15 protein-coding genes are annotated in these 19,593 nt (G+C 71.1%); 9 read left to right on the top strand and 6 right to left on the bottom strand.

Annotation, left to right across the window (positions count from 1 at the left end; translation table 11 throughout):
- Positions 1-200 precede the first annotated feature (200 nt).
- The 3 genes from DCW30_RS10400 to DCW30_RS10390 form a co-directional block, all read right to left on the bottom strand.
- Positions 201-1,679, bottom strand: coding sequence for an FG-GAP and VCBS repeat-containing protein (locus DCW30_RS10400; protein ID WP_079250051.1), 1,479 nt, complete (start codon positions 1,677-1,679; stop codon positions 201-203).
- 278 nt (positions 1,680-1,957) lie between these two features.
- Positions 1,958-3,352 carry an FG-GAP-like repeat-containing protein gene (locus DCW30_RS10395; protein WP_076689067.1) on the bottom strand — a complete coding sequence of 465 codons (1,395 nt, stop codon included), beginning with the start codon at positions 3,350-3,352 and terminating at the stop codon, positions 1,958-1,960.
- A gap of 298 nt (positions 3,353-3,650) precedes the next feature.
- The gene (locus DCW30_RS10390) at positions 3,651-5,006 is read right to left on the bottom strand and encodes an FG-GAP repeat domain-containing protein (RefSeq protein WP_237283401.1); all 1,356 of its coding nucleotides are present in this window, start codon (positions 5,004-5,006) and stop codon (positions 3,651-3,653) included.
- A 480-nt stretch (positions 5,007-5,486) separates the two neighbouring features.
- On the opposite strand from DCW30_RS10390, the gene DCW30_RS10385 reads away from it, so the two are divergent.
- On the top strand, positions 5,487-6,929 hold the full coding sequence (locus tag DCW30_RS10385) for a VCBS repeat-containing protein (protein WP_076685250.1): 1,443 nt from the start codon (positions 5,487-5,489) through the stop codon (positions 6,927-6,929).
- A gap of 100 nt (positions 6,930-7,029) precedes the next feature.
- Here the strand turns inward: DCW30_RS10385 and DCW30_RS10380 are convergent, their stop codons facing one another.
- Positions 7,030-9,312, bottom strand: a complete 2,283-nt coding sequence (locus DCW30_RS10380) for a (Fe-S)-binding protein (protein WP_076685249.1) — start codon at positions 9,310-9,312, stop codon at positions 7,030-7,032.
- A 369-nt stretch (positions 9,313-9,681) separates the two neighbouring features.
- Here DCW30_RS10380 and dnaK point away from each other — a divergent pair, with 369 nt between their 5' ends.
- From dnaK to DCW30_RS10355, 5 genes are all read left to right on the top strand, one after another.
- On the top strand, positions 9,682-11,541 hold the full coding sequence (gene dnaK, locus DCW30_RS10375; RefSeq protein ID WP_062774562.1) for a molecular chaperone DnaK: 1,860 nt from the start codon (positions 9,682-9,684) through the stop codon (positions 11,539-11,541).
- Positions 11,541-12,248: a nucleotide exchange factor GrpE gene (gene grpE / locus DCW30_RS10370; protein ID WP_062774565.1), complete on the top strand. Its 708-nt coding sequence runs from the start codon at positions 11,541-11,543 to the stop codon at positions 12,246-12,248. Before dnaK ends, grpE begins: the two co-directional genes overlap by 1 nt.
- 33 nt (positions 12,249-12,281) lie before the next feature.
- A complete protein-coding gene (gene dnaJ, locus DCW30_RS10365; protein WP_076685248.1) occupies positions 12,282-13,478 on the top strand; it encodes a molecular chaperone DnaJ in 1,197 nt (398 codons plus the stop codon).
- A gap of 1 nt (position 13,479) precedes the next feature.
- Entirely contained in the window at positions 13,480-13,941 is a 462-nt protein-coding gene (locus tag DCW30_RS10360) for a heat shock protein transcriptional repressor HspR (RefSeq protein ID WP_062774569.1), read from the top strand.
- 139 nt (positions 13,942-14,080) lie between these two features.
- Positions 14,081-14,584, top strand: coding sequence for a hypothetical protein (locus tag DCW30_RS10355; RefSeq protein WP_076685247.1), 504 nt, complete (start codon positions 14,081-14,083; stop codon positions 14,582-14,584).
- Positions 14,585-14,591: 7 nt separating this feature from the next.
- Here the strand turns inward: DCW30_RS10355 and DCW30_RS10350 are convergent, their stop codons facing one another.
- Positions 14,592-15,581, bottom strand: coding sequence for a helix-turn-helix transcriptional regulator (locus DCW30_RS10350; RefSeq protein WP_076685246.1), 990 nt, complete (start codon positions 15,579-15,581; stop codon positions 14,592-14,594).
- Between the two features lie 131 nt (positions 15,582-15,712).
- On the opposite strand from DCW30_RS10350, the gene DCW30_RS36655 reads away from it, so the two are divergent.
- The gene (locus DCW30_RS36655) at positions 15,713-15,889 is read left to right on the top strand and encodes a hypothetical protein (RefSeq protein ID WP_162933571.1); all 177 of its coding nucleotides are present in this window, start codon (positions 15,713-15,715) and stop codon (positions 15,887-15,889) included.
- Positions 15,886-16,233: a Rieske (2Fe-2S) protein gene (locus DCW30_RS10345; RefSeq protein WP_062774579.1), complete on the top strand. Its 348-nt coding sequence runs from the start codon at positions 15,886-15,888 to the stop codon at positions 16,231-16,233. The genes DCW30_RS36655 and DCW30_RS10345 overlap by 4 nt, the downstream gene beginning before the upstream one ends.
- 124 nt (positions 16,234-16,357) lie before the next feature.
- Here the strand turns inward: DCW30_RS10345 and DCW30_RS10340 are convergent, their stop codons facing one another.
- Positions 16,358-16,795: a pyridoxamine 5'-phosphate oxidase family protein gene (locus DCW30_RS10340; RefSeq protein ID WP_076689065.1), complete on the bottom strand. Its 438-nt coding sequence runs from the start codon at positions 16,793-16,795 to the stop codon at positions 16,358-16,360.
- Between the two features lie 149 nt (positions 16,796-16,944).
- Between DCW30_RS10340 and clpB the strand changes: the two genes are divergently transcribed.
- Positions 16,945-19,587, top strand: coding sequence for an ATP-dependent chaperone ClpB (gene clpB / locus DCW30_RS10335; protein ID WP_076685245.1), 2,643 nt, complete (start codon positions 16,945-16,947; stop codon positions 19,585-19,587).
- The last annotated feature ends 6 nt before the right edge of the window (positions 19,588-19,593 follow it).

Raw genomic sequence — 19,593 nt, 5'->3', positions numbered from 1 at the left:
TCACCTCTGAGACACCTGGGGTTGGCGCAGGGTTGTGCGCGGCTTCGCCGCCCCGTCCCCCTCCCTCGCCGGGAGTGCCCTCAAGCGCCCCCCCTCGCAGGGGCGCCCGAAGCACCGCCCCCTCGCCGGGAGCGCCCCCGAAGGGACCGGGCCCGCGCTGGGGGCGCGGGCCCGGGGACTGGAGTGGGGCGGCGTCGCCGTCAGTCGGCGAAGTTCGCGCCGAGGCTCGGCGAGCCCGCGTCGGACATGCCCAGCGTGGAGGGGTAGACGCCGCTGGTGCCGGAGAGCGAGCCGCTCTGCTTGGCGTCCAGGACGTACAGCGCGCCGTTGCCGCTGTTCTCGCCGGAGGCGCCGACGGCGACGTCGCCGCGGCCGTCGCCGTTCAGGTCGTCGACGTGGACGTCCAGGCCGAAGAAGTCGTGCTTCTCGTTGGTGTTCGGGACGCCGGGGGAGTTCTGGCTGTACAGCTTCGAGCCCGCCGTGGAGAGGCCGGAGCCGTCCGCCGCGCCGTAGATGACGGTGATCGAGCCCGCGTCGGTGACGCCGTCCAGGTTCTCGCCGGGGGAGCCGACGACCAGGTCGAGGTGGCCGTCGCCGTTGATGTCGCCGAGGTCGAGTTCGGCGCCGAAGGAGTCGCCGTTCTCCCCGCTGCCCGGCACGCCGGAGCTGTCCTGCGTGATGACGTCGCTGCCGCCGTACGGGCCGTTGGCATTGCCCTTCACCACGTGCACGCTGCCGCCCTTGCGGGCGCCCGAGATGCCTTCGTCCCAGGTGAGACCGATGATGATGTCGCCGTAGCCGTCGCTGTCCGTGTCACCCACGTCGGTGATGTGGCCGCCGGGGAGCCGCTGGACGCCGTCGGTCGTGACGCCGCTCGCGCTGCCGGGCAGCCAGAGGTTGGCGTTGTAGCCGTCGCCGGTGGAGAAGCCGTCGACGATGAGGTCGTCCCTGCCGTCGCCGTCGATGTCACCGGAGTGCAGGTTGATGGGGCCCGCGTCCTCGCCGCTGATGATGGGCGGCAGGACGGTGTACCGGCCGCCGGTGCCGCCGCCGCGGGTGAAGCCGCCCTTGTAGACGTCGATGGTGGCGGCGCCCGAGGACGAGCCGATGGCGAGGTCGTCCTTGCCGTCGCCGTTGAAGTCGCCGGCCTGGATGGGTCCGCCGAAGAAGTCGTGCTTGGTGGGGCGCGGGTCCTTCAGCGTGGTGCCGCCGGACAGGCCGTTCTTCGAGCCCCACAGGATCTGCACGGTGCCGCCGTCGACGTCGGAACCGACGTCCTCGCCGATCGCGGCCACCGCGAGGTCGTCGTACCCGTCGCGGTCGAAGTCGCCGTACGCGGTGTCGGCGCCGAAGAAGTCGCCCTTCTCCGCGCTGCCGGGCACACCGGAGCTGTTCTGGCTGTACGTGACGTGGCGGCGCTGTGTGCCGCCGTACGTCACGACGACCTGGCCCGCGCTGTCCTTGCCGTTGACGTGGGCGTGGGAGGCGGAGGTGGCGAGGTCGGCGTCGCCGTCTCCGTTGAAGTCGGCGTCGGGCCGGGTGGCGGTGGGCGGCTCCGCGGCCGACGCGGTGGTCGCCGTGACAGTGAGCAGCCCGCCGGTCAGCGCCGCCGCGGCGGCCGTCGCGGCGGCGAGGCGCATGCGTCTGCGGGTGGTGGCGGTGCGCTGGTGCTGGGCCATGCGGGTCTCCTGCGGCGTGCGGGGATGCCTGGCGGGCATCCGCGGCGGGTGTGGTCGGCGGACGTGCGCTGCCGGGCGCGTTCACCGGGAGTTCTCCGTGATCTCGCGCCGTGGTCGGCGCAAGAAAGACCTCTGATGGGGGCCGAGGGTTGTAGGGGAATGCGGAGAACTTCTGGGAGGGAAGTGAAGGCCCGGACAAACGCCAACCAACCGCCCCCGCGCGGGTGTTCACGTGCCGGGGCGGTGAGGGGGCGGGGGCCGCGAGCAGTGGGCCGATGTCAGCGAACGGTGTGGCCGAAGCCCGCGCCGACCCCGCCGACGCCGAAGTCCGTGCCGTTGAAGGAGGCGACGGAGGACGAGGTCAGGCCGTTCGCCGTGCCGCGCAGGACCCAGACGGCGCCGACCTCCTGGGTGGCGCCGATGTCCTCGCCCGTGGCGCCCGTGGACAGGTCGGCCCTGCCGTTCTTGTTGATGTCCTTGAGCCGTACGGAGGTGCCGAAGTGGTCACCCGCCTCCGCGACGCCGGGCACACCCGCGGTCTCCTGGTGCCAGGCCTTGCCCGAGGTGAAAGCGCCGCCGCCGGACGTCAGGAGGACGACGCTGCCGGCGCCCCCGACCGTGTCGACGGTCTCGCCGGGCACGCCCACCGCGAGGTCGGCGAGGCCGTCACCGGTGACGTCGCCCGCGGAGACGGCCGAGCCGAAGGCGTCGTCCGCCTCGTCGGCGCCGGGCACCCCCGCACTCGCCTGGCTGTACGTGACGGGGGCGCCGAACTTCCCCTCGCCGCCGAACCGCACGGTGACCGAGCCGCCCTTGCCGCCCCGTCCGTTGCGGGAGTTGCCGGTGATCAGGTCGGCGCGGCCGTCGCCGTTCACGTCACCGGCGGTGGCCGCGTCGCGGGTGGCGGTCGGGTCGTCGCCCTCGCCGAGCACTTCGGCCAGGTAGCCGTAGTCGCCGACGCCGCCGTTCATGTGCGCGGTCCAGGCGCCGCCGTCGGCGCGCTCGCCGTACAGGACGAAGCCGACCCCGTCCTCGACCTTGAAGTTGCCCGCGACCATGCCCTCCAGGCGGATGCCCTCGGGGATGAAGTCGACCTCCAGGCCGTGGGCGCGCCCGTCCTCGCCGGCTCCGGAGTAGTACCACCAGTTGTCGCCGCTGACCACGGCGAGCTGCGCGGAGCCGTCGTCGTCGAGGTCGGTCCAGGCGGTGGCCTCGCCGAAGCGGCCCCCGGTGTCGGCCGGGGCGTTCAGGACGTGACCGCCGGACGTGAAGCCGTTCTTGCCGCCCTTGACGACGGTGACGGAACCGGAGGGCTTGCCGCCGACCCGCTCACCGGGGGCGCCGACGATGAGGTCGGCGTAGCCGTCGTGGTCGACGTCGCCACTGCTGACGTTCTCCCCGAACTCGTCCTCGGCCTCCGTGACCCCGGGCACCCCCGCGGTGTCCTGCGTGACGGTGACCGCGCGTCCCTCGGAGACCCCGCCCGCCGAACCGAAGGTCACGGTCACGGAGTTGCTGTGGGGCGACCCGACCGCGAGGTCCCGGTACCCGTCCCCGTTGAAGTCGTCCTTCAGGGCCGTGGCCGCGCTCGCGACACCGGCGAGCGGCAGCGTGAGCCCCGCTGCCGCGAGGACGGCGACGGAGGCGGTGACGGCCAGGTTTCGTACGCGCACGGGGAACTCCCGGAAGTGGACGATGGGGCGGGCTTCCGCTTGTGTGACGGGCGAGGTGTACGAAGGGTTGTGCGACGGCAACGCCCCGGTGAAGGAGCCTCCTTGGCCCGGCACTCCCGCGGGCCTTGCACGCCACCGGTCCTCGCGGTCCCCTGCGGGTCTCGCATGCCACCGGTCCTCGTGGCTCCCTGCGGGTCTCGCGGCCCTTGCATGCCGCCGGTCCTCGTGGCTTCCTGTGGGCCTTGCACGCCACCGGCCCCCGCAGCCCCCCGCGGACCTCGCGCCCCATCGGCCCCCGTCACCCCATGGTCAGGAACTCCTCGGTGGAGAAGCTGACGGACGGCTCGCGCGCGACGAGGTCGCCCCCCGCTCGGCCCGGATAGACGCCCACGGTGTCCTCGCTGTCCCCCCGGTAGGTCCGCAGAACCAGGTCGGCGCGCTTGTCACCGTCGAAGTCGGCGACCTGGAGCACCTGGGTCGTGCCCTTGCCGCGCGGCCCGACGAGGGCGGTGGCGTTGGACGCGATCCCGCCCGCACGGCCACGGAAGACCCGTACGTCCCCGGCCCCGCCCCCGGACCCGCTGCCGGCCCCGCTCATCACCAGTTCGGCGATCCCGTCCCCGTCGAGGTCACCCGCGTCCACGGCCACGTCCTTGGCCTCCAGCGACCCCCGCAGAGCGCCCGGCACCTCATACCGCAGGGCGACCCCCTTCGGCGTGGCGATGGCCGCGTCCATGCCCTTGCCCCTGCCGAAGCGGCCGAACGTGACGTCGGTGCCCGCAGGAAGGAGCACCCCGGTCTCGCCGGGTCCTTCGGCGCCGCCGAGTACGACGGCACTGGCGGCGGCGCCCGACGGGCCCGCGGCCTTGCGGACGAGCACGTCGTCGTAGCCGTCGCCGTCGACGTCCGTGGCGCGGCCGGACACGAGGTTGTTGCCGGGCGCGGTGGTCGGGGCGTCCGCCGCGCGCGGTGCGCCCGTCCGCTTGAACGGACCGCGCAGGAAGGAGATCCGGGCCCCGCTGGCGTGCAGCACGAGGTCGTTCGCGCCGTCGCCGTCGAAGTCGCCGCAGACCGGCTGGTCGGGCCAGTCGTTGCCGAAGCGCGCCCGGTCCGGGACCCGCAGCTTCACGGCCTTGCCGGCCAGGCCCTTGGGCGAGCCGAAGAGGATCTGCAGCGGCACGGGCGGGCGGCCCTGCCCGTCGTAGGGCGGGTCGGTGGACACGAGGAGATCGCTGAAGCCGTCCCCGTCCAGGTCGCAGGAGGCCTCCGACTCGAAGGCGGCCGGCAGTTCGCCGCTGGTCCGGGCCCCGTTGGCGTGCGCGCTGAGCAGTTGCCGGGCGCCCGGCACGAGGCCGTCCTCGCCGCCGTAGACGATGCCGATGCCCGCGTCGTCGCCGTGGTCGCGGTGGACGAGGTCGTCGAGTACGAGGTCACGGGCGCCGTCACCGTTGAAGTCGTCGTCAACCTTGCTGCCGTCACCGCGCGGGACCGGCTGCCGCGGGGTGCCCTTGCCCGCCGCCAGACCGAGGGCCCGGTCGCCGGAGCCCTTGTCGCCGTCGTCGTCGTGGCCGCCGCCGCAGCCGGTGAGCAGCAGGACACAGCTCAGGGCGGCGGCCGCCCCCGCGACCGTACGGCGTCTCGCGCGGCGTCCCACACCGCCGTGTCTCGCCCCTCGTACCCCGGCACCGCGCATGCCCCTCACCAACCCCGAAAGCCTCGGCGGACAACAACCCGCCCATGATGCTCTCGCTCCGCGTGCGGGATAAGGGCCGCGGGGTGCTTTCTGCGTCACGTCGCCGCCGACGGCCGGGCACCCCGTGACCCCACGACCCGACGGCCCGGCGACTCCCGTGACCCGGCGACCCCATGATCCGACGGCCCGGCGATCCCCACGGCCTGGCGGCCCCCACGACCCGACGGCCCGGCGACCCCCGCGACCCCACGACCCGACGGCCCGGCGGCCCGACGGCCCGGCGATGGCGCGGGCAAGGGCGTGGTCGCGGGCAGGGAGGCGGGCGTGCTCGCGGGCAGGAAGGCGGGCGTGGTCGCGGGCGGGAAGATCCGCACAACCGTTCCAGCGCACCGAAGGTCTTGAAGGCGTATCTCTGATCGACTTCCTAGGGGGAAACCGGACGTGCGACGCCACATCCGTCACGCCATCGCGGTCGCCGCGGCGGCCACCACGCTCGCCGGAGGCCTGCTGGCCGCCACCGGCACCCGGGCTGAGGCCGCCCCCGCGGGCCCCGCGGCCACCCGGTACTCCGACGACTTCGACGGCGACGGCTACCACGACCTGGCCCTCGGCGCTCCGGACGCCGCGGTGGACGTCACCGGCACGGACGGGTCCACCACGAAGGTGGGGGCCGCGGGGTACGTCACCGTCTCGTACGGCGGCAGGAACGGCGCGCAGAAGACCGGCCTGCGCGCCATCACGCAGGACAGCCCCGGCGTGCCGGGCGACCCGACCGGGAACGCGCGGTTCGGGCAGGTCCTCACCAGCGGCGACTTCAACGCCGACGGCTACGCGGACCTCGCCGTGGGCACGGGGGACGAACAGGTCGGCCTGCTCTGGGGCAGCGCCACCGGCCTCAAGGACGGCACGCGGATGGCCGACCCCCTGAACCGGCCCGGCTTCGGCTCGGTCCTGAAGGCCGGTGACTTCACCGGCGACGGGAAGACCGACCTGGTCGTCGGCTACTCCACCTCGCTGCGCCTCTTCAAGGGCCCCTTCACGGCGGACGGCACGCCCGCCGCGATGCGGAAGATCGATATCGGCCGCAACTACCCCGTCTACGACGAGGCGGCACAGGACAAGATCGCCGTGGGCCGCGTCAACAAGGGGTCCATCGACGACCTCGTCGTCCTCGGCGAGAGGCACACGCGGGGCAGGGTCCTCCTCGGCGGGGCCTCCGGCCTGCGCTTCACCCCGGTCACCGTGCGCGGCGGGACCAGCGTGGCCGTCGCGGACCTCGACAAGGACGGCTACGGCGACATCGCGGTGGGCGACGGGGAGTCCGTGCTCGACACGGAGAAGGACGCGGGCGTGGTCCGGGTCAACTACGGCTCGGCCACGGGCGTGGACGCGAACCGCGGCATGCGGATGTTCACCCAGGACAGCCCCGGCATCCAGGGCGGCGTGCGGCGGGGTGACCGCTTCGGCCAGTCCGTCACCGCGGCCGACCTGGACCGGGACGGTTACGCCGACCTGGTCGTCGGCGCCCCCGGTGAGGGCAGGCCCGACTGCGAGGAGTGCCGGAACACCGGCGGGGGCCTGTACGTCCTGAAGGGCTCGTCCAGGGGCCTGACCGGCACCGGTTCCGCGTTCTACGCCCACGACGCGCGCGGCCTGCCGACCCCGGCCGGCGCCTACCGCGTCCCCACGCAGCTCAAGGCCACCGACCTGAACAACGACAAGCAGCCCGAGATCGCCGTCCCGGTCCGGGCGGCCTCCCCGCAGGTCTGGTCGGTCGGCACGAAGTCCGGCAGGCTCGCCGGTTCCTCCCCCACGCGCGTCGTGCGACCGCCGGCCGGCTCCGGGGTCGGCACGGCCACCGAGTTCGGCGTCCTCGCGCGCTGACGGAGCCGGCGGCGGGCGTGGCCCGACGAAGCACGACGGGCCGGTCCCACCCGAGAGGGGGGGGACCGGCCCGTCACGGCCGAACGGCGGCGCTACGGCGTCACTTCACCGGCTCCGGCTCCGGTGCGTCCGTCGCCTCCTCGTCGCCCGCCGGGTCGAGCGGCGTCTTCACCGAGTCGAGCAGGAGCTGTGCGACGTCCACCACCTGGACGGACTCCTTGGCCTTGCCGTCGTTCTTCTTGCCGTTGACCGAGTCGGTCAGCATGACCAGGCAGAACGGGCAGGCGGTCGACACGATGTCGGGGTTCAGCGACAGCGCCTCGTCGACCCGCTCGGTGTTGACGCGCTTGCCGATGCGCTCTTCCATCCACATCCGGGCGCCACCGGCGCCGCAGCAGAAGCCGCGCTCCTTGTGGCGGTGCATCTCTTCGTTGCGCAGCCCGGGGACCTTGCCGATGATCTCGCGCGGCGGCGTGTAGATCTTGTTGTGACGGCCCAGGTAGCACGGGTCGTGGTACGTGATGATGCCCTCGACCGGGGTCACCGGGACCAGCCTGCCCTCGTCCACCAGGTGCTGGAGGAGCTGCGTGTGGTGGATGACCTCGTAGTCGCCGCCGAGCTGCGGGTACTCGTTGCCGATCGTGTTGAGGCAGTGCGGGCAGGTCGCGACGATCTTCTTCGCCGACTTCGGCTTCGCCGTCTCCGGCGTCACCTTGCCGTCGTCGTCCAGCTCCTCGCCGAACGCCATGTTCAGCGCCATGACGTTCTCCTGGCCGAGCTGCTGGAACAGCGGCTCGTTGCCCAGGCGGCGGGCGGAGTCACCGGTGCACTTCTCGTCGCCGCCCATGATCGCGAACTTGACGCCCGCGATGTTCAGCAGCTCCGCGAAGGCCTTCGTCGTCTTCTTGGCGCGGTCTTCGAGGGCTCCCGCGCAGCCGACCCAGTACAGGTACTCGACCTCGGTGAGGTCCTCGATGTCCTTGCCGACGACCGGGACCTCGAAGTCCAGCTCCTTGAGCCATTCAAGGCGCTGCTTCTTGGCGAGGCCCCAGGGGTTGCCCTTCTTCTCCAGGTTCTTGAGCATCGTGCCCGCCTCGGACGGGAACGCGCTCTCGATCATCACCTGGTAGCGGCGCATGTCGACGATGTGGTCGATGTGCTCGATGTCGACCGGGCACTGCTCGACGCAGGCGCCGCACGTGGTGCAGGACCACAGGACGTCCGGGTCGATGACGCCGTTCTCCTCGACGGTGCCGATCAGCGGGCGCTCGGCCTCGGCCAGGGCCGCGGCGGGCACATCGGCCAGCTGCTCGGCCGTGGCCTTCTCGTCGCCCTCCATCGTCTTGCCGCCGCCCGCGAGCAGGTACGGGGCCTTGGCGTGCGCGTGGTCGCGCAGCGACATGATCAGGAGCTTGGGGGAGAGGGGCTTGCCCGTGTTCCAGGCGGGGCACTGCGACTGGCAGCGGCCGCACTCGGTGCAGGTGGAGAAGTCCAGCAGGCCCTTCCAGGAGAACTGCTCGACCTGGGAGACGCCGAAGACGGCGTCCTCGGCCGGGTCCTCCCAGTCGATCGGCTTGCCGCCGGACGTCATCGGCTGGAGCTCGCCGAGGGCGGTCCCGCCGTTCGCCTCGCGCTTGAACCAGATGTTCGGGAAGGCCAGGAAGCGGTGCCAGGCCACGCCCATGTTGGTGTTCAGGGCGACGACGATCATCCAGGTGAAGGAGGTCGCGATCTTCAGGCCGGCGAAGAAGTACGTGAGGTTCTGGAGGGTGGCGGTGTCCATGCCCTCGAACCAGGAGACCACCGGGTACGAGATGAAGAACGACGCCTCGTAGGAGTCCACGTGGTGCTGGGCGCCCTCCAGGGCGTGCAGCGTGAAGATGCAGACGCCGACGATGAGGATGACGGTCTCGACGAAGTACGCCTGGCCGGTCTTGGAGCCCGCGAAGCGCGACTTGCGCCCCGGCTTGTCGGGGCGGTTCAGCTGCCGGATGACGATCAGCGTGAGGATGCCGAGCACGGTCATCGTGCCGATGAACTCGACGAAGACGTTGTACGGCGCCCAGTCGCCGATGACCGGCAGGATCCAGTCGGCCTGGAAGAGCTGGCCGAAGGCGTTCACGATCGTCAGCAGCAGCGAGAAGAAGCCCACCGCCACGAACCAGTGCGCGAAGCCGACGATGCCCCACTTGTTCATACGCGTATGGCCGAGGAACTCCTTGACCACGGTGACGGTGCGCTGCCAGGGATTGTCGGTCCGCAGCCCGGCCGGCACGGGCTGGCCGAGCCGCACGAACCGGTAGATCTGCACGATGGCACGGCCGAACAGCGCGACGCCGACCGCGATTAGGACCAGCGACACGATGATCGCGGCGAGTTGCATTTGGGGGCTCCTCGGGCCTGCGAGGCGAACTATTACGCGGACTATTACTAAGCGGTAACTTATGCAGTCCGTCTGAGACTACCCATTTAAGCGGCCCCGCCGCACCCGGCAACGCGGTGATCTGCGTCGCTCAGGCCACCCTTGCCGCGTCGCGCCCAGGGCCGAGGTGCGCCCCGTCGGGGTCGCGGGGGACCGCGCTACCAGCCGCGACGCGCCCGCAGCCCGATGCGGGCCCCGGAAGGGGGCCCAGGTTGCGCGTAAGCAAGGGATAAGAGTTGAGCCTCCAAGACTCACTTCTGTTGACGCGGGCGCGGCGACCATGCATGCTTGAGTCAGATCCACTCAAGAAGTACATCTGGAGGAACCGAAATGGCACGTGCGGTCGGCATCGACCTGGGCACGACTAACTCCGTCGTCAGCGTTCTGGAAGGCGGCGAGCCCACCGTCATCACCAACGCCGAGGGCGCCAGGACCACGCCGTCCGTCGTCGCCTTCGCGAAGAACGGCGAGGTGCTGGTCGGCGAGGTGGCCAAGCGCCAGGCGGTCACCAACGTCGACAGGACCATCCGGTCGGTCAAGCGCCACATGGGCACCGACTGGAAGGTGGACATCGACGACAAGGGGTTCAACCCCCAGCAGATCTCGGCGTTCATCCTGCAGAAGCTGAAGCGCGACGCCGAGGCGTACCTGGGCGAGAAGGTCGCCGACGCGGTCATCACCGTCCCGGCGTACTTCAACGACTCGGAGCGCCAGGCCACCAAGGAGGCCGGTGAGATCGCGGGCCTGAACGTCCTGCGCATCGTCAACGAGCCGACCGCCGCCGCTCTTGCCTACGGCCTCGACAAGGACGACCAGACCATTCTGGTCTTCGACCTCGGTGGCGGCACCTTCGACGTCTCGCTCCTCGAGATCGGCGACGGCGTCGTCGAGGTGAAGGCCACGAACGGCGACAACCACCTCGGTGGTGACGACTGGGACCAGCGCGTCGTCGACTACCTGGTCAAGCAGTTCAACAACGGCCACGGCGTGGACCTCTCCAAGGACAAGATGGCGCTCCAGCGCCTGCGCGAGGCGGCCGAGAAGGCCAAGATCGAGCTGTCCTCCTCCACGGAGACCACGATCAACCTGCCCTACATCACGGCGTCCGCCGAGGGCCCGCTGCACCTGGACGAGAAGCTCACGCGCGCCCAGTTCCAGCAGCTCACGTCCGACCTCCTGGAGCGCTGCAAGACGCCGTTCCACAACGTCATCAAGGACGCGGGCATCCAGCTCTCCGAGATCGACCACGTCGTTCTCGTCGGCGGCTCCACCCGCATGCCCGCCGTCGCCGAGCTCGTCAAGGAGCTCACCGGCGGCAAGGACGCCAACAAGGGTGTGAACCCGGACGAGGTCGTCGCCATCGGCGCCTCGCTCCAGGCCGGTGTCCTCAAGGGCGAGGTCAAGGACGTCCTGCTCCTCGACGTGACCCCGCTGTCCCTCGGCATCGAGACCAAGGGCGGCATCATGACCAAGCTCATCGAGCGGAACACCACGATTCCGACGAAGCGCTCCGAGATCTTCACGACGGCCGAGGACAACCAGCCGTCCGTCCAGATCCAGGTCTACCAGGGCGAGCGCGAGATCGCGGCGTACAACAAGAAGCTCGGCATGTTCGAGCTGACCGGCCTTCCGCCGGCCCCGCGCGGCGTCCCGCAGATCGAGGTCTCCTTCGACATCGACGCCAACGGCATCATGCACGTGACCGCGAAGGACCTGGGCACGGGCAAGGAGCAGAAGATGACCGTCACCGGTGGCTCCTCGCTGCCGAAGGACGAGGTCGACCGCATGCGCCAGGAGGCCGAGAAGTACGCGGACGAGGACCACGCCCGCCGCGAGGCCGCCGAGTCGCGCAACCAGGGCGAGCAGCTCGTCTACCAGACGGAGAAGTTCCTCACGGACAACGCGGACAAGGTTCCCGCCGAGGTCAAGACCGAGGTCGAGGAAGCCGTCGGCGAGCTGAAGGAGAAGCTCAAGGGCGAGGACACGGCCGAGATCCGCACCGCCACGGAGAAGGTCGCCGCCGTCTCGCAGAAGCTGGGCCAGGCGATGTACGCCGACGCCCAGGGAGCGCAGGCCGCGGGTGGCGCCGAGGGCGCGGCCCCCGGCGGCGAGCAGGCCAAGGACGATGACGGCGTCGTCGACGCCGAGATCGTCGACGACGAGAAGGACCAGAAGGGTGGCGCCGCCTGATGACCGAGGAGACCCCGGGCTTCGGCGAGAACGCCGACAAGTCTGACGTCCCCTCCGGCGCCACCTCTGACGACGCGGCGCCGAAGGCCGCCGAGCCCTCCAGCGAGGAGGGCCCGGCGGCCCCGGCCGGGGACACGGAGAGCAAGACGTCCGCGCAGGACTCGGGCGTGACCGGCCTGACCGCCCAGCTGGACCAGGTGCGCACCGCGCTCAACGAGCGCACCGCGGACCTCCAGCGGCTGCAGGCCGAGTACCAGAACTACCGCCGTCGGGTGGAGCGCGACAAGGTGGCGGTGAAGGAGATCGCCTCGGCGAACCTCCTGTCCGAGCTGCTGCCGACCCTCGACGACATCGGCCGCGCCCGTGAGCACGGCGAGCTGGTCGGCGGCTTCAAGTCGGTCGCCGAGTCGCTCGAAACGGTCGTCGCCAAGCTGGGCCTCCAGCAGTTCGGCAAGGAGGGCGAGCCCTTCGACCCGACGATCCACGAGGCCCTGATGCACAGCTACGCACCGGACGTCACGGAGACGACGTGCGTCGCGATCCTGCAGCCGGGGTATCGCATCGGCGAGCGCACCATCCGCCCCGCGCGGGTGGCCGTCGCCGAGCCGCAGCCCGGCGCGCAGACCGTCAAGGGCGAGGAGTCCGAGGGTTCCGCGGCCGCGGAGAAGGCGGACGAGAAGGAGACCGGTGGCCCGGACGAGGGCTGACGGTCACGACATGAGTGAGGAGGGACGTCGGGGATGAGCACCAAGGACTTCATCGAGAAGGACTACTACAAGGTCCTCGGCGTCCCCAAGGACGCCACCGAGGCCGAGATCAAGAAGGCGTACCGGAAGCTCGCACGCGAGAACCACCCGGACGCCAACAAGGGAAACGTCAAGGCGGAGGAGCGCTTCAAGGAGATCTCCGAGGCGAACGACGTCCTCGGTGACCCCAAGAAGCGCAAGGAGTACGACGACGCGCGTGCTCTCTTCGGCAACGGCGGGTTCCGGCAGGGCCCCGGGGCCGGCGGCGGATCGTTCAACTTCGACCTGGGCGACCTCTTCGGAGGCGGCGCCCCGGGCGGAGGAGGCGGCGGTGCGGCCGGCGGCTTCGGGGGCGGCCTCGGTGACGTCTTCGGGGGCCTGTTCAACCGCGGCGGCGCGGGTGCCGGAGCCGGCACGCGTACGCAGCCGAGGCGCGGCCAGGACATCGAGTCCGAGGTCACGCTGAGTTTCACGGAGGCGGTGGACGGCGCGACGGTGCCGCTCCGCATGTCCTCCCAGGCGGCCTGCAAGGCCTGTTCCGGCACCGGCGACAAGAACGGCACGCCCCGCGTGTGCCCGACCTGCGTCGGCACGGGCCAGGTGTCGCGGGGCGGCGGCGGCGGTTTCTCGCTGACCGACCCGTGCGTGGACTGCAAGGGCCGGGGCCTGATCGCCCAGGACCCCTGCGACGTCTGCGGCGGCTCGGGACGCGCCAAGTCGTCCCGCACCATGCAGGTGCGCATCCCCGCGGGCGTCTCCGACGGCCAGCGGATCAGGCTGCGCGGCAAGGGTGCTCCGGGTGAGCGCGGTGGCCCCGCCGGTGACCTGTATGTCGTGGTCCACGTCGACAGTCACCCGGTCTTCGGCCGCAAGGGCGACAACCTGACGGTCACGGTGCCGGTGACGTACCCGGAGGCGGCCCTCGGCGGCGAGGTGAAGGTGCCGACGCTCGGCGGTCCGCCGGTCACGCTGAAGCTGCCGTCCGGCACGCCCAACGGACGTACGATGCGGGCCCGCGGCAAGGGCGCGGTCCGCAAGGACGGCACCCGGGGCGATCTGCTCGTGACGGTGGAGGTGTCGGTCCCGACCGACCTGTCCGACTCCGCGAAGGAAGCCCTGGAGTCCTACCGCGAGGCGACCGCGGGCGACGACCCGCGGGCAGACCTGTTCAAGGCCGCGAAGGGAGCATGAGATGGACGGCCGTCGTCGACAGTCCGGATTCAGTAGCGCGTATCAACTCACCGACGAGACGCCGGTGTACGTCATCTCGGTGGCCGCCCAGCTCAGCGGCCTCCACCCGCAGACCCTGCGCCAGTACGACCGCCTGGGTCTGGTCTCCCCGGACCGCACGGCGGGCCGCGGCCGGCGGTACTCCGCCCGTGACATCGAGCTGCTCCGCACGGTGCAGCAGCTGTCGCAGGAGGAGGGCATCAACCTCGCCGGCATCAAGCGGATCATCGAGCTGGAGAACCAGGTCGCCGCGCTCCAGTCACGTGTCGCGGAGCTGTCCGCGGCCGTGGAGGGGGCGGCCGCCGCCATGCAGCAGCGCGAGGCGGCGGTGCACGCGTCGTACCGCCGCGACCTCGTCCCGTACCAGGACGTGCAGCAGGCGAGCGCGCTGGTGGTCTGGCGGCCCAAGCGGGCGACGGACTGAGGCGGGCGGGTAGTTCCGCGGACGCGCCGGGGCCGGGAGGTGGGAACCTCCCGGCCCCGGCGCGCGTTGCGTACTGTCGACCTGAAGTGATCATTGGCGCCGGGGGAAGCGGCGCCGGGGGAAGCGGGGGTGGAGCGTCATGGCCATGGTGGGACTGTTCTGGATCGCCGAGGGCGACGTGTACGTGGGCGCGAAGCCGTCGGGCCTCGCCGACGGGGTGCGGCTGACGACGGACGGGGTGCTCGCCCTCGGAGAGGAGCAGTCCGGGCTGCTGCTCTGGGAGGACGTGCGGTCGCTGACCGTCGACGACGTCCCCGTCAAGACGCTGAAGCGCCATGTCGGCGCGGCGGTCGACATGGTCCTGACGCTGGGCCTCGGCGGCCACGACGAGGCGCCGCTGATGACGCTGCGGGTCGGCGGGCCCGGCGGTGAGACGGAGCTGACGGCGTACACCGCGGCGGCGATCGGCTACTCCCAGCGGGAGTACGACCTCTCCCGCGCGCTCCTGGCCCGCCTGACGGAGGGCGCGGCCACCCTGCACACGACGCTGGCGGCGATGTCGGAGTGGGGCCGCCGCCACGAGGGCGGAACCCCGCGCACGGCCGAGCGTGAGGCGCTGCTCACGGAGTGGGTGACGGGCTGAGGGCCCGTCACCTGGGGCGGCCCTGGTCGAGGATGCCCGACTGCGCGATGAGGTAGCCGAGCTGGGCCCTGCTGCCGCTGCCGAGGGCCGCGGCGATCTTGGCTATGTGGGCGCGGCAGGTGCGGACGTTCATGCCGAGCCTGCGCGCGATGGCCTCGTCGACGTGGCCCTCGATGAGGAGCTTGGCGATGGAGCGCTGGACGCCGGTGATCCCGTCGGTGGAGGGGGCGTACGGCACCTCGTCGAGCAGCGGCGTCGCCTTGCTCCACTGGTGTTCGAACACCTTGGCCAGGTACTCGACGAGGCCGGGGTGGCGCAGTTCCAGGGCGACCTGGCGGTCCTCGCGGGCGGGGATGAGCGCCACCGTGCGGTCGAAGATCATCAGCCGGTCGATCAGCTCTTCCAGGGTCCTGATGTGGACGTTGCCGCTGGCCATGCGCGCCGCGTACGCCAGGGTGCCCTGGCTGTGCCTGACCGTGTGCTGGTAGAGGGTGCGCATGGTGATGCCCCGGTCGAGCACGGTCTGGCCGCGTTGCAGCGCCACCGTGAGCGAGTCCTCGCTGCGGCCGCCGCCGGGCTGGGCCGTGAGGATCTCGTAGCGGCATTCGGCCGTGGCCCGTTCGATGGCGGCGTCGATGTGCCCGTCGTTCTCCAGCACGGTTATCGAGTGACCTGTCGGTTCCGTGCGCGCGGTGATGGCCATGAATGGCTCGAACAGATCGGTCAGCTGTACGGCGAGCCGTCGGCGGTCCTGTATTTCCCGTTCGATCGGATTGAGGCGTTGTGCGAGGGCCGCCGACGCGGGGATGGGGCGCAACCAGTCGCCGTCGTCCGGATCCGGGTGCAGCAGGTTGGATTCGAGCAGGCAGGGCGCGTTCTCGGCCTCCCGCCGCGCCAGGCGGCCACTGCTCAACGCGCTGGCGTAAAGCTTCGCACCCTCACCGCAGAGCGGGGTCGAGGGGTGGGGATGTGCCGGTTTAGTGCTTGTTGTAATCAAATCTCCACCCCCCAGGGTCCTGAACGTGCAGGAACATGATGCATCGACCCTGTGGCTTTGACGTGCTCAATTGAGACATCGTCTTCTTGTGCCGGGGGAGAGGAACCTACCAAGTGAGGACGAAGCCGATCATGTTTAAGCGCATGCTTCGCTCGGTGCTTGTCACCACCTTCTCCGCAGGGCTGGCCTTGGGCGGGGTAACCATTCTCGATCTCTCCTGGAACAGCCAGCCGGCGGATGTGGCGACAGTGGCCGTGCCGAAGTCGGATCTGTCGTGGAATGTGCTCCCGAAGGGCGGCCGGGCGTGAGCACTCCCCCCGACGACCGCACCTTCCGCCGCGAGATGGCCACGGCCTACCGCTCCGGTTGGCACTTCATCGACCTGGTGACCGCGATCCCCCACCGCGGTGACTCGTTGATGGTGACCCTGCTCGGTGAACCGATCGTCGTCACCCGTGACGACGAGGAGGAGATCCGCGCCTACCGCTGCCTCCGGCGGCCGCGCGGGGCGCCCCAGCCCGTGCGGTGTGCCATCAGGTACGGCATGGTCTTCGTCAATCTCGACCGGCGCGACCACCGGATCGTCGGCGGTCAGGGCCCGGAGGAGATCGACGTGTCCGACAGCATCACAGCCACCCCCCGCAGTGCCTGACGCGATTCCCCCGTCGTTGTAAATCGCGCAGGCACTTCCCCCAGCAGCGGCGCCACCGTGGACCTGAACACGGTGGCGCCGCTGTGGTGTGTGCGCTCCTTCGCGCCGGCGTCACCGGGTCGTCTCAGGCCTTGCCCATGGCCCGCGTCACCCGGATCTCGATCAGGACGCGCTCGGGGTTCGGGGACGGCCTGCGCCCGTACCGCTCCTCGTAGCGCAGCTCCGCCGCCTCGATCAGCGCGGGCTCCGTCCTGACCGTCGCGACGCCCTCCAGCGTGGCCCAGCGACGCCCCTCGAACTGGCACACCGCCACCCGCGCCCCGGGGCCGGCCCCGTTGTCCGCCGCCGCGAGGACGTGCGCGACCTTCCGGCTCGTCCTGCGCGCGAGCACCCGTGCCACGCCCTCCGCCGGGTCGTACGTGACGCCGACGGGCACCACGTGCGGGGAGCCGTCCGGGCGCGGGGTCGTCAAGGTGCACAGGTGGCGTTCGCGCCAGAAGCTGAGGTAGGGCTCGGGCGGGTCGCGCGGGTCGACCTGTCTGCTCGGTGGGTTCGGGCTCATGGTCCGGAACATAGCCGCCCGGCCTTACCCGTCCTGCCTTGAGTGGAATAGACTCAACTTTATGCACGTTGACGTAGTCAGTGTGGACGGGCGGTACGGGGTACTCGTAGGCCCGGGTGAGTGGCCGGACGTAAGGAGGAGAGGCGCACGTGGACGCAGAGCTGACCAACAGGAGCCGGGAAGCGATCAACGCGGCCGGTGACCGCGCCGTGCACGACGGGCACGCGGACCTGACGCCCGCGCACCTGCTGCTGGCGCTGCTGGAAGGGCGAGACCGCCGAGACAACGAGAACATCACCGACCTGCTCGCGGCGGTCGAAGCCGACCAGGCGGCCGTGCGCGCCGAGACCGAGCGGATCCTCGCCGCGCTGCCCAGCGTGACCGGGTCCACCGTGGCCCCGCCGCAGCCCAACCGGGAACTCCTCGCCGTCATCGCCGACGCCTCGCGGCGCGCCAAGGAGCTCGGGGACGAGTACCTCTCGACCGAGCACCTGCTGATCGGCATCGCCGCCAAGGGCGGACAGGCCGGTGAGGTGCTGGCGAAGCACGGGGCCACCGACAAGAAGCTGCTGGACGCGTTCGAGACGACAAGGGGAGGGCGCCGGGTGACCACACCCGACCCCGAGGGCCAGTACAAGGCCTTGGAGAAGTTCGGCGCCGATTTCACCGCCGCGGCCCGCGAGGGCCGGCTCGACCCGGTCATCGGGCGGGACCAGGAGATCCGGCGGGTGGTCCAGGTGCTGTCCCGCCGTACGAAGAACAACCCCGTGCTCATCGGCGAGCCCGGTGTCGGCAAGACCGCCGTCGTCGAGGGCCTCGCCCAGCGGATCGTGAAGGGGGACGTCCCGGAGTCGCTGAAGAACAAGCGGCTCGTCTCCCTCGACCTGGGCGCGATGGTCGCGGGCGCCAAGTACCGCGGCGAGTTCGAGGAGCGGCTCAAGACCGTCCTCTCCGAGATCAAGGAGAGCGACGGGCAGATCATCACGTTCATCGACGAGCTGCACACCGTCGTCGGCGCGGGCGCGGGCGGCGACTCCGCGATGGACGCGGGCAACATGCTCAAGCCCATGCTGGCCCGCGGCGAGCTGCGCATGGTCGGCGCCACGACGCTCGACGAGTACCGCGAGCGGATCGAGAAGGACCCCGCCCTGGAGCGCCGCTTCCAGCAGGTGCTCGTGGCCGAGCCGTCCGTCGAGGACTCCATCGCCATCCTGCGCGGGCTCAAGGGGCGGTACGAGGCGCACCACAAGGTGCAGATCGCCGACAGCGCCCTGGTGGCCGCGGCGACGCTCTCCGACCGGTACATCACCTCCCGCTTCCTGCCCGACAAGGCCATCGACCTCGTCGACGAGGCCGCGTCCCGCCTGCGCATGGAGATCGACTCCTCCCCGGTGGAGATCGACGAGCTCCAGCGCGCCGTCGACCGGCTGCGCATGGAGGAGCTGGCGCTCAGCAAGGAGACCGACCCGGCGAGCAAGCAGCGCCTGGAGAAGCTGCGGCGCGACCTCGCCGACAAGGAAGAGGAGCTGCGCGGCCTCACCGCACGCTGGGAGAAGGAGAAGCAGTCCCTCAACCGCGTCGGCGCCCTGAAGGAGAAGCTGGACGAGCTGCGCGGCCAGGCCGAGCGCGCCCAGCGCGACGGCGACTTCGACACCGCCTCCAAGCTGCTCTACGGAGAGATCCCGGCCCTGGAGCGCGACCTCGAAGCCGCCTCGGAGGCCGAGGAGGAGGCCGCGCAGGCCAAGGACACCATGGTCAAGGAGGAGGTCGGCCCCGACGACATCGCCGACGTGGTGGGCGCCTGGACCGGCATCCCCGCAGGACGCCTCCTCGAAGGGGAGACGCAGAAGCTCCTGCGCATGGAGGACGAGCTCGGCAAGCGGCTCATCGGGCAGACCGAGGCCGTGCGGGCCGTCTCCGACGCGGTGCGGCGCACCCGCGCGGGCATCGCCGACCCCGACAGGCCCACCGGCTCCTTCCTCTTCCTCGGCCCGACCGGCGTCGGCAAGACGGAGCTGGCCAAGGCCCTCGCGGACTTCCTCTTCGACGACGAGCGGGCCATGGTCCGCATCGACATGAGCGAGTACGGCGAGAAGCACAGCGTGGCCAGGCTGGTCGGCGCGCCCCCCGGCTACGTCGGCTACGAGGAGGGCGGCCAGCTCACCGAGGCGGTGCGGCGGCGTCCGTACAGCGTCGTGCTGCTCGACGAGGTGGAGAAGGCGCACCCCGAGGTCTTCGACGTGCTGCTCCAGGTGCTCGACGACGGGCGCCTCACCGACGGGCAGGGGCGGACGGTGGACTTCCGGAACACCATCCTGGTCCTGACGTCCAACCTGGGCAGCCAGTACCTGATGGAGCCGCTGTCCTCGGAGGAGGAGAAGCGCCAGCAGGTGCTCGAAGTGGTGCGGGCCTCCTTCAAGCCGGAGTTCCTCAACCGGCTCGACGACCTGGTGGTCTTCTCGGCGCTCAGCAAGGACGAGCTGGCGCACATCGCCCGGCTCCAGATCGACCGCCTCGCCAGGCGCCTCGCCGAGCGGCGCCTCACCCTGGAGGTCACCCCCGAGGCGCTGGCCTGGCTCGCGGACGAGGGCAACGACCCGGCGTACGGGGCGCGCCCGCTGCGCCGCCTCATCCAGACGTCGATCGGCGACCGCCTCGCGAAGGAGATCCTCGCGGGCGAGGTCAGGGACGGCGACACCGTGCGGGTGGACAGGTTCGAGGACGGGCTGATCGTGGGCCCGGCGTCCGGTTCACCTACGGTGACTGGTTCACCCACGGGCAAGTCCCTGTAACACGGG

The organism is Streptomyces alfalfae, from assembly GCF_004127445.1.
GTDB classification, from domain to species: Bacteria; Actinomycetota; Actinomycetes; order Streptomycetales; family Streptomycetaceae; genus Streptomyces; species Streptomyces alfalfae.
Note: the sequence above shows the minus strand (reverse complement) of the source record. Positions and strands in the feature narration are given on the sequence as shown.